The organism is Borborobacter xinjiangensis (genome assembly GCF_047739745.1).
GTDB lineage: Bacteria > Pseudomonadota > Alphaproteobacteria > Rhizobiales > Rhizobiaceae > Pseudaminobacter.
In genome coordinates, this window is sequence record NZ_JBLLVA010000041.1 from 20,089 (window position 1) to 29,909 (window position 9,821).

Sequence of the window (9,821 nt, forward strand, 5' to 3'; positions counted from 1 at the left end):
CCGATCAGCTCAGATATCCAGTTCCTGCGCGTATTCGGCGCGGTCCTGGATGAAGCGGAAGCGCATTTCCGGCTTGGTGCCCATCAGCGCATCGACCGTCGATTTCGTGGCGTCTTCCTCATCCAGCACTTCGACGCGCAGAAGCGTGCGCTTCTTCGGGTCCATCGTCGTTTCTTTGAGCTGGTGGGCCATCATTTCGCCGAGGCCCTTGAAGCGCCCGATCTCGATCTTGCCGCGTCCGGTGAATTCCGTCCTGAGCAGTTCGTCCTTGTGGGCGTCGTCGCGGGCATAGGCGGTCTTGCCGCCCTGGCTGATGCGATAAAGCGGCGGCACCGCCATATAGAGATGGCCGCCACGAACGAGCTGCGGCATTTCCTGGAAGAAGAAGGTGATGAGGAGCGAGGCGATATGCGCGCCATCGACGTCGGCATCCGTCATGATGATGACCCGGTCGTAGCGCAGATCCTCCTGACGATATTTTGAGCGCGTGCCGCAGCCGAGCGCCTGGATCAGGTCGGCAATCTGCTGGTTGGCAGTCAGCTTGTCGCGCCCGGCGCTGGCCACGTTGAGGATTTTTCCGCGCAACGGCAGGATCGCCTGCATGGCCCGGTCGCGCGCCTGCTTGGCCGAGCCGCCGGCCGAATCGCCTTCGACGATGAAGATCTCGGCACCCGCCGCCGCGTTCTGCGTGCAGTCCGCCAGCTTGCCGGGCAGGCGCAGCTTGCGCACCGCCGTCTTGCGCGACACTTCCTTTTCCTGGCGGCGCCGCACGCGTTCGTCGGCGCGCGCGATCACCCATTCCAGAAGCTTGGACGCTTCTTGCGGATTATCGGCCAGCCAATAGTCGAACGGGTCGCGCACCGCAGTTTCGACGAGCCGCTGGGCTTCCACCGTCGCCAGTCTGTCCTTGGTCTGGCCGACGAATTCCGGCTCGCGGATGAAGACCGACAGCATGCCGGCTGCCGAAATCATCACGTCCTCGCTGGTGATGACGGAGCCGCGCTTGTTGCCGGTCAGCTCTGCGTAAGCGCGCAGACCGCGTGTCAGCACGTTGCGGAAGCCGGTCTCATGGGTGCCGCCTTCGCCGGTAGGGATAGTGTTGCAGTAGGAATTCAGGAAGCCGTCGCCGCCATACCAGGTGACCGCCCATTCCATCGTTCCGTGGCCGCCCGGCCGCTCGCTTTTCCCCGCGAATATCTCGCGGGTGACCTGGTAATCGGTGCCGAGCGATTCAGCCAGATAGTCCTTCAGGCCCCCCGGAAAATGCAGCACCGCCTTTGCCGGGGTCTCGTCCTTGATCAGCAGCGGATCGCAGGACCAGCGGATTTCCACGCCGCCGAAAAGATAGGCCTTCGAACGGGTCATGCGGAACAGCCGCGCCGGCTCGAAATGCGCCGTCTTGCCAAAGATTTCCGGGTCCGGATGGAAGCGTATTCTGGTGCCGCGGCGGTTGTGCACTTCGCCGAGCGCTTCCAGGCCGCTCCTGGCCACGCCGCGCGAGAAGCGCTGGCGATAAAGCTGGCGTCCGCGCGCAACCTCCACTTCCAGTTCGTCGGAGAGCGCATTGACCACCGACACGCCGACGCCGTGCAGGCCGCCCGAGGTCTCATAAACCTTGGAATCGAATTTGCCGCCGGAATGCAGCGTCGTCATGATGACTTCCAGCGCCGGCTTCTTGAATTTCGGATGCGGGTCTATGGGGATGCCGCGACCATTGTCGGTAACCGTGACGAAGCCGTCGGCGCCGAGCTCCACTTCGATGAAGGTGGCGTGGCCGGCGACCGCCTCGTCCATCGAATTGTCGATGACTTCGGCAAACAGGTGGTGCAGCGCCTTCTCGTCGGTGCCGCCGATATACATGCCGGGCCGCCGGCGCACCGGCTCCAGACCCTCCAGCACCTCGATATCGGCTGCGCTGTAGCTCTCGCTGCCGTCTTTCGGCTGAGGCGCTGAGGCACGCTTGGTGAGCGCCTGCACCAGCGGATCGGCTGGCCGCGACGACCTCAGGGAAACCGGTTTGTCGAGATTTGCGAAGAGATCGTTGCTGTCATCCATATTCGGTGCGGGTGTCCCCTGATTCGAATCATAGTAGATATTGCCACGCTTTGCCGGGAGCGCGACAGAGGTTCCCGTTCCGTTCGGGCAAACCTTCGCCATGCTGCAGGCATCAGACGGTCGTGATTGAACGAGGCGGCGTAATCCGAACCCGTCAAACACCATTCCGACCTTTTGCGCAAACCCTGCAGCAACCGAACCGGCCAGAAACGCCGATAAATCGGCCGATGGACGAAAAAATGGCCGACGCCGAAGCGCCGGCCATCTGAATATCAATTGGTCCTGGTTATTCGGCCGCGCCGAGATATTCGGTCATTGGCGGGCAGGAACAGACCAGATTGCGGTCGCCGCCGACATTGTCGACGCGCGAGACAGGCGGCCAGTATTTCGCCGCGCTGTCGGCATCACCGGCGGGATAGGCGGCTTCCAGGCGCGAGTAGGGGTGAGACCAGTTATCCGCCAAGGTCTCGGCCGCCGTGTGCGGCGCGTTGACGAGCGGATTGTCTTCCTTCGGCCATTCGCCCTTCGCGATCCGCCCCGCTTCTCCGGCAATCGAAATCATCGCTTCGCAGAAGCGGTCGATCTCGTGCTTGGACTCGGACTCGGTCGGCTCGACCATCAATGTGCCGGCCACGGGCCAGGACATGGTCGGCGCATGGAAGCCGTAGTCGATCAACCGCTTGGCGACGTCCTCGACGCTGACGCTCGCGCTTTCCTTCATCACGCGCGTATCGAGAATGCATTCATGGGCGACCCGATCGTTGCGGCCGCGAAACAGGATCGGATAGTGCGTCGCCAGCCGCGCGGCGATGTAGTTGGCGTTGAGGATTGCCGTTTCCGTCGCCCGCTTCAGGCCGCTTGCGCCCATCATCCGGATATACATCCAGGTGATCGGCAGGATGGAGGCGCTGCCGAAGGGGGCTGCGGCAACCGCGTGCTTGCCCCTCTCGTTGACGTGACCCGGCAGGTAGGGCGCAAGGTGCGCCTTCACGCCGATCGGGCCGACGCCGGGGCCGCCGCCGCCATGCGGAATGCAGAAGGTCTTGTGCAGGTTCATGTGGCAGACGTCGGCGCCGATATCGGCCGGCCGCGAAAGTCCGACCAGCGCGTTGAGGTTGGCGCCGTCGAAATAGACCTGGCCGCCATGTTCGTGGATCACTGCGCAGATATCGCGGATACCTTCCTCGAACACGCCATGAGTCGAGGGATAGGTGATCATCAGCGCCGCAAGGTCCTTTGCATGCGCCGCGGCCTTGGCCTTGAGATCGTCCATGTCGACATTGCCGTCGTCGGTGCAGCTGACGACCACCACCTTCATCCCGACCATGTTGGCGCTGGCCGGATTGGTGCCATGCGCCGAAGACGGGATCAGGCAGATGTCGCGATGGCTATTCCCGCGCGCCTGGTGATAGTGGCGAATGGCGAGAAGGCCGGCATATTCGCCCTGGCTTCCGGCGTTCGGCTGCAGCGACACGGCGTCGAAGCCGGTGATTTCGGCCAGCCAGTTCTGCAGGTCGCGAATCATTGCGCGGTAGCCGACTGAATGGGCGGCGGGCGCGAAGGGATGCAGGTTTGCCACCGACGGCCAGCTCACCGGCATCATTTCTGCTGCCGCATTGAGCTTCATCGTGCAGGAGCCGAGCGGGATCATCGCCCGGTCGAGCGCCAGATCCTTGTCGGCAAGTCGCCGCAGGAAGCGCATCATCTCGGTTTCCGAGCGATTTTCGTGGAAGACCGCCTGCGTCAGGAAGCCGTGGCCGCGCGCATCCTCGACCGCCTTCTTGCCGACGCGTCCAGGCTTTGCGCCGAAGAGGGCCGCAATGGCCTCGAGGTCTGCTTCCGTCGAGGTCTCATCGAACGTCACACTGATGCGATATTTGTCGATGACCCGAAGCAGCCGCCCGCCGTTTTCAGCCTTAGCGGCGATCTCCTCGGCATCTCCTGCCACTGCCACCGTCACCGTGTCGAAGCGCTTGTCGCCGACCAGCGCGACGCCGGCCGCCTTCAATCCCGCCGCCAGCCGCTCGGCGAGTGCCTTGACCTCGTTGGCGATCGACCGCAGCCCTTCCGGACCATGCCAGATCGCGTAGGCTGCCGCCATGTTGGCAAGCAGGGCCTGCGCCGTGCAGATGTTCGAGGTCGCCTTGTCGCGGCGAATGTGCTGTTCGCGCGTCTGCAAGGCCAGACGATATCCCGGCCGGCCTTTCGAGTCGGTGGATTGGCCGACCAGCCGCCCCGGCATCAGCCGCGTCAGCCTGTCCGACACCGCGCAATAGGCGGCATGCGGTCCGCCGAAGCCCATCGGCACTCCGAAACGCTGCATCGAGCCGACAGCGATATCGGCGCCGAGCTTTGCCGGAGACTCCGAGATCGTCAGCGCCAGCGGGTCGGCGGCGAAAATGACGATCGCGCCAGCCGCCTTGGCTTTCTTGATGGTCGCGGCATGATCGCCATAGACGCCGAGCGTATCAGGCCAGGAGACGACAAGGGCCGCGGTGTTCTCGCCGACCTCATCGGCAATTCGGATGGAGAGCGGTTCGGCGCGCGTCTTGACCACGTCCAGCGTCTGCGGATGCGGCACGCCGGCAAAGACGATCTCGTTGCGCTTCTCGCGATGATGCCGGCAGGCGATGCCGATGGCTTCGGCCACCGCCGTGGCTTCGTCGAGAAGCGAAGCCGACGCCACCGGCAGGCCGGTCAACTCGGTCACCAGCGTCTGGAAATGGAACAGAAGTTCCAGCCGTCCCTGGCTGATTTCCGACTGATATGGCGTGTAGGCCGTATACCAGGCGGGATTTTCAAACAGGTTGCGCTGGATGACCGGCGGTACATGGCAGCCGTGATAGCCGGCGCCGATGAAGCTCTTCAGCACCGTATTGCGGGCCATTTTTCCGGAAAGCTCGGCAAGCGCCTCGGATTCACTGGCCGGTGCCGGAAGATCGAGTTCGCGGTCGAGCCGGATCGATTTCGGTACGGCTTGAGAGATTAACGTTTCGATGGAGGGGACACCGAGCACCGCAAGCATGGCGCGGGTGTCGGCGGGACTGGGGCCGATGTGGCGCGCCGCGAAGGGAAGGGGAGCCGTGGTCATCTTTGCTAATCCTGTTCCGGATCACCGTGAACTCGCTTCGAATTCATCAAGGTGATCGCTTCTCTATTAGATAAGTGCGGGATGCGGATTTGCCCGCCTCCCGCGGTTCCTCATCCGCTCTATCCGATCAGAGCCTTGTATCCGGCCTCGTCCATCAGCCCTTCGAGCTGGCTTTCGTCGGAAAGCCTCATCTTCCAAAGCCATCCGTCCGTCGTGGCGGCAGAGTTGACCAGCGACGGGTTGGAGCCCAGCGCGCCGTTCGCCTCGACGATTTCGCCATCGACGGGCGCATAGACGTCGGAGGCCGCCTTGACGGATTCGACCACCACGGCGACGTCGCCCTTGGCAAGCGCGCGACCGGGTTCGGGCAGGTCGACGAAAACCAGATCGCCAAGCTGCTCCTGCGCATAGTCAGTGATGCCGACCGTCGCGACGCCGTTTTCGACACGGAGCCATTCGTGATCGTCGGTGAAATAAGTTGTTGCCATGAGAATATTATCCTTTGCGGTAGCGATGCTGTGTGAAGGGAAGAGGATGGATGTCGACCGGAACCCTGGTTCCGCGTACGTCGGCAAAAAGCCTGGTTTCCGGCTTGGCCAGCGGCGCGGAGACGTAGCCCATCGCGACCGGTGAGCCGACCGTCGGGCCGAAGCCGCCCGAGGTGACGCGGCCGGCCGGGGCGCCCGCTTCGTCGAACAGGCTTGCCGCGGCTCGCACCGGCTGGCGGCCTTGCGGCTTCAGTCCCACCCGTTTTTCGGAGGGGCCTTTTTCCAATATGGCGCTGAGCGCCTCGGCGCCGATGAACCCGCCCGAAGCGCGGACATCCTTGGAGATCGCCCACATCAAACCGGCGGTCGCCGGGTCGATTTGCGGCGTCAGGTCCAGGCCGTGCAGGCAGAGCCCCGCTTCCAGCCGCAGGCTGTCGCGTGCCGCAAGGCCGATCCACATCACGCGGTCGTCGGCCAGAAGCCGCTCGAGCAGTGCTCGCGCGTCTGCTTCCGGCAAGCCGATTTCGAAGCCGTCCTCGCCGGTATAGCCGGAGCGGCTCATGAACCAGTTGTCGCGCGGCTCCACGCCGTGCATGAACACCAGCGCGCCGGTCTCGACGCCCGCGCGCGACAGTGCCGCCCAGGCTTCGGGGCCCTGTATGGCGAGGAAGACCCGGTCGACCGCGTCGACCTTGCAGTCAAAACCGCCCGCCAGGGCGCGCAGATGCGCCTCGTCGGCCTCAGCGTTGCCGGCATTGGCCACGACCATGAAGCGGTCATGCCCAAGCCTGGTGACGATCAGGTCGTCCTCGATGCCGGCCTGCTCGTTCAAAAAGAACGTGTATTTCGACTGGTGCTGCGCAAGCCCAGCGGCATCGAGCGGGCAGGCTCGTGCAAGCAGCGTGGCCGCGTCCGGCCCGCTCACCTCAATCAGCCGCATATGCGAGATGTCGAACAGCCCGACATGCTCGCGCGTGTGGACGTGCTCGGCCATGACGCCGGCAGGATAGGTCAGCGGCATCGACCAACCGGCGAAAGGACCGAATCGGGCGCCTGCCTTTATGTGTAGATCTTCGAGGGGTAGGGTTCTGGTGTCATTGCCCGTCATGTCTTCTCCAGAGTCGCACGTAGCCGCTGCGGCGGCCATTCCGTGCCCCTCTGTCTGAAGCCTGAGAGACTCGCGCAACCGGAACTCTGTCGGCGGCGCTTACACCTTCGGCGCGGGGTTTTCGGCCCCGACTTTCCAGAGTGTCTTTCCCGTTCACGGTTCTTTTGCCTGAGAGATTTCGGGCGATTTCCCCTTCGGCGACAGCCTTCGCTGTTCTCTCCCGCAAACAGGTAGAATCCAAAATTGGACCCTCGACGCCGTATAGCTAGCCCACCTCTGACATTTTGTCACGCCCCCTCGTGCGGAAAAAAATCAGAGAAAATAAATGCCTAGCTGCTCGAATCGTGGGGGGCGTCCTGAAAAGCGTTCGCGGATGCGAATAGACGCCCCCGCCACGCGTCAGGCGACGGCGCGCCTTTCCATATCGTTCTGGATGCGCTCGATCAGGTTTCCTGTCTCGGCATGCAGAAGCTTCAGGCGGTTGAGCTGCGCTTCGACGCGCTCGCCTGTTTCGAAATCGTCTTCGTCGTCTTCGATCTCCACCGGTCCGGTGCCAATGCCGTGCAGGACCCAGGAAAGACTGACGTTCAATATGCCCGAAAGTGTATTCAGCCGATGCGCCCCGGGCTGCGCGCGATCGCTCTCCCAAGCCTGCACTGTCGACATTTTCACGCCCAGGCGCCATGCAACCTGCTTGATGCTCTGGCCGCTGGCTTCGCGGGCGCGGGAGAGCCGCCCGCCGATCGTATCAAGGTCAGGAATTTCGTCGTAAATGGTCGTGGTGTTGGGCACCCGATCGGCCTCCTGCGGTTTGTGCGTCATGTCGCGTCCCGAGCGGACGCAACTGACGCAAGGATGAAGGACGGGCGTCCGCATGGCAAGGCAGTTTTGGACAATATCGTGTAATTGCCTGTATTTACAGGCAATTCTTATACTGCAATTTTCATTTCCGCCATGCGAATCGCTGCCGGTTCACCTCGGATGATTGTCCCGACGCCGCAACCTCGGCGCTACAGAACAAGCCTCTCGGCATGCCACCGGAGATGGTCGTCCATGAAGGTGGAGATGAAGAAATAGGAATGGTCGTAGCCTTCGCGCATGCGCAAGGTCAGCGGGATTTCCGCTTTCTTGCAGGCAGCCTCCAGCAGCCACGGGCGCAACCCGTCGTCGAGGAATCCATCCGCCTTGCCCTGGTCCACGAGGAATTCCGGGAAGCGGTTGCCGTCCTCGATCAGCGCGCAGGCGTCGTAGGCGCGCCATGACGCTTCGTCGGTGCCGAGATATTTCTCGAACGCCGGCTTCGACCACCCGGCATCCATGGGGTGGACGATCGGTGCGAAGGCCGAGCAGCTCTTGAAGCGTTCGGGGTTTCTAAGCGCCATCGTCAGCGCGCCATGGCCGCCCATCGAATGGCCGAAGATCGACTGCCGCGACATATCGGCCGGGAAATTCGCCCCGATCAGCGCCGGCAACTCCTCGGTGACATAGGAGTACATGCGGTAGTTCTTCGCATAGGGCTGCTGCGTGGCGTCGAGATAAAAGCCGGCGCCACAACCGAACTGCCAATTGTCCTTCTCGTCCGGAATGCCTTCGCCGCGCGGGCTGGTGTCGGGGCAGACGATGATGAGGCCGGCTTCCGCCGCCATGCGCCGATACTCGCCCTTGTCCATGACGTTCTGGTGGGTGCAGGTCAGGCCGGAGAGATACCAGACGACCGGGCAGGGGCCATTCTTGGCCTGAGGAGGCACGAATACGGCGAAAGTCATCTCGCAGTCGCAAGCCTCGGACTGGTGCGAATAGACGCCTTGAACGCCGCCGTGGGATTTCGCGGTGGAAATGGTTTTCATGGCCAGAAATTCTCCGGATTAGCTGCCGAGCGATACGACCACGTTCACGGCGGCCGCAACGATAACGGTGTTGAAGAAAAACGATATGATGGAATGGACTAGGGTTACCTGGCGCAACATGACGTTGGTGATCGCCACGTCGGAGGTCTGGCTGGTCATTCCGACCACACAGGCGAAATAGAGGAAGTCGGCTCCGTTCGGCTCCCGCCTGCCTGGAAAATCAAGGCCCCTTCCGGGTTTGCCAGCCGGCTTGCCGTCGCTTGCCGTTTCAGGCCGCCAGTAAAGATGAGCATAGTGAAGCGCTGCCATCATGTGGATGGTCAGCCAGCCGAGCGGTACCGATATGACGGCGAGGCCGAGTGTCCAAATACCGGCGGCCTGCTGGCTGTTGAGCGTCATGAACAGAGAGGTGGTCGCCACCGCCACCGTCAGGATCGTTACGGCGAAGATGATGCCGATCGGCTCATCGGCATTTTCCGCATGCTTTCGCAGGAAAGCAGCCGTGAGACGAGGCAAGCGGATCAACGTCAGGATCAGATAGGTGGCAAAGAACAGATCGGCACCGATCACGATTGCCAGCTCCGGCAGTAGCAGCAGCGAAATCAGGAAGGCCACAATGCCGAGAACCGCTCCGACGGCGAAGGGAAAGTGGCGATGCTGCAGGAAGCTCATCCGGCCAGGCCCTTTGCCCCGCTTTCGGCCAAGGCTATCGCTTTTCGTGCCGTCTGGTCCAGCGCGCCCAGAAAACGCGAACGGTCCTGCGGTGTGAAGCCGGCATTATAGCCCTTGCTTTCGCCGGTTTCGCGCAAATGCTGCTGCAGGTCGCGCATGGCCACCGCCATGCCGATCGATTCCTCGGTAAACGGCTTTCCCGTGACCCCCAGGACATGCGCACCGAGCGCCACGGTTCTGGCGGCAAGCGGAATATCGGCGGTCACCACAATGTCGTTCGACCGGGCATTTTCGATGATCCAGTCGTCCGCCGCGTCGGCGCTCCTGGGAACGACGACGTGGCGGATCATCGGATCGCGCGACGGGCGCAAGCCGCCATTGGAAACGAAAGTGACGACTAACCCAAGCCGGTCGGCGACCTTCTCGACTTCCGCCTTCACCGGACAGGCGTCGGCATCGACATAGATGATCGGGGCCGGCATGGGGTCCTTCTTCAGTAGAGCACGACGCTTCTGATGCTTTCGCCGCGGCGCATCAGCTCGAAGCCCTTGTTGATGTCT

General features: G+C 62.8%; 8 protein-coding genes and 1 riboswitch. All 8 genes read right to left on the reverse strand.

Annotated features, from left to right (window positions below):
- Positions 1 to 9: 9 nt before the first annotated feature.
- The gene (gene parE, locus ACLKMW_RS24350; protein WP_415727112.1) at positions 10 to 2,055 is read right to left on the reverse strand and encodes a DNA topoisomerase IV subunit B; all 2,046 of its coding nucleotides are present in this window, start codon (positions 2,053 to 2,055) and stop codon (positions 10 to 12) included.
- A gap of 286 nt (positions 2,056 to 2,341) precedes the next feature.
- Positions 2,342 to 5,146, reverse strand: coding sequence for an aminomethyl-transferring glycine dehydrogenase (gene gcvP / locus ACLKMW_RS24355; RefSeq protein ID WP_415727113.1), 2,805 nt, complete (start codon positions 5,144 to 5,146; stop codon positions 2,342 to 2,344).
- A 119-nt stretch (positions 5,147 to 5,265) separates the two neighbouring features.
- Positions 5,266 to 5,634: a glycine cleavage system protein GcvH gene (gcvH, locus tag ACLKMW_RS24360; RefSeq protein ID WP_415727114.1), complete on the reverse strand. Its 369-nt coding sequence runs from the start codon at positions 5,632 to 5,634 to the stop codon at positions 5,266 to 5,268.
- 7 nt (positions 5,635 to 5,641) lie between these two features.
- Complete coding sequence (gene gcvT, locus ACLKMW_RS24365) at positions 5,642 to 6,742, reverse strand: glycine cleavage system aminomethyltransferase GcvT (protein ID WP_415727115.1); 1,101 nt, start codon at positions 6,740 to 6,742, stop codon at positions 5,642 to 5,644.
- Between the two features lie 146 nt (positions 6,743 to 6,888).
- A riboswitch (glycine riboswitch) is annotated at positions 6,889 to 6,975 on the reverse strand.
- Between the two features lie 166 nt (positions 6,976 to 7,141).
- Positions 7,142 to 7,564, reverse strand: coding sequence for a helix-turn-helix domain-containing protein (locus ACLKMW_RS24370; RefSeq protein WP_415727116.1), 423 nt, complete (start codon positions 7,562 to 7,564; stop codon positions 7,142 to 7,144).
- Positions 7,565 to 7,752: 188 nt separating this feature from the next.
- Complete coding sequence (gene fghA / locus ACLKMW_RS24375) at positions 7,753 to 8,589, reverse strand: S-formylglutathione hydrolase (protein WP_415727117.1); 837 nt, start codon at positions 8,587 to 8,589, stop codon at positions 7,753 to 7,755.
- Positions 8,590 to 8,607: 18 nt separating this feature from the next.
- Positions 8,608 to 9,261 (reverse strand): DUF1345 domain-containing protein, encoded by a 654-nt coding sequence (locus tag ACLKMW_RS24380; RefSeq protein WP_415727118.1) that lies wholly within the window; start codon positions 9,259 to 9,261, stop codon positions 8,608 to 8,610.
- Positions 9,258 to 9,743, reverse strand: a complete 486-nt coding sequence (locus ACLKMW_RS24385; RefSeq protein WP_415727120.1) for a YaiI/YqxD family protein — start codon at positions 9,741 to 9,743, stop codon at positions 9,258 to 9,260. The genes ACLKMW_RS24380 and ACLKMW_RS24385 overlap by 4 nt, the downstream gene beginning before the upstream one ends.
- Between the last annotated feature and the right edge of the window lie 78 nt (positions 9,744 to 9,821).

What these genes read in the sequence shown, in the direction of transcription:
- gcvH (WP_415727114.1), bottom strand. Translation starts at nt 5,634, where the DNA reads ATGGCAACAACTTATTTCACCGACGATCACGAATGGCTCCGTGTCGAA.
- gcvT (WP_415727115.1), bottom strand. Translation starts at nt 6,742, where the DNA reads ATGACGGGCAATGACACCAGAACCCTACCCCTCGAAGATCTACACATA.
- gcvP (WP_415727113.1), bottom strand. Translation starts at nt 5,146, where the DNA reads ATGACCACGGCTCCCCTTCCCTTCGCGGCGCGCCACATCGGCCCCAGT.
- ACLKMW_RS24370 (WP_415727116.1), bottom strand. Translation starts at nt 7,564, where the DNA reads ATGACGCACAAACCGCAGGAGGCCGATCGGGTGCCCAACACCACGACC.
- parE (WP_415727112.1), bottom strand. Translation starts at nt 2,055, where the DNA reads ATGGATGACAGCAACGATCTCTTCGCAAATCTCGACAAACCGGTTTCC.
- fghA (WP_415727117.1), bottom strand. Translation starts at nt 8,589, where the DNA reads ATGAAAACCATTTCCACCGCGAAATCCCACGGCGGCGTTCAAGGCGTC.
- ACLKMW_RS24380 (WP_415727118.1), bottom strand. Translation starts at nt 9,261, where the DNA reads ATGAGCTTCCTGCAGCATCGCCACTTTCCCTTCGCCGTCGGAGCGGTT.
- ACLKMW_RS24385 (WP_415727120.1), bottom strand. Translation starts at nt 9,743, where the DNA reads ATGCCGGCCCCGATCATCTATGTCGATGCCGACGCCTGTCCGGTGAAG.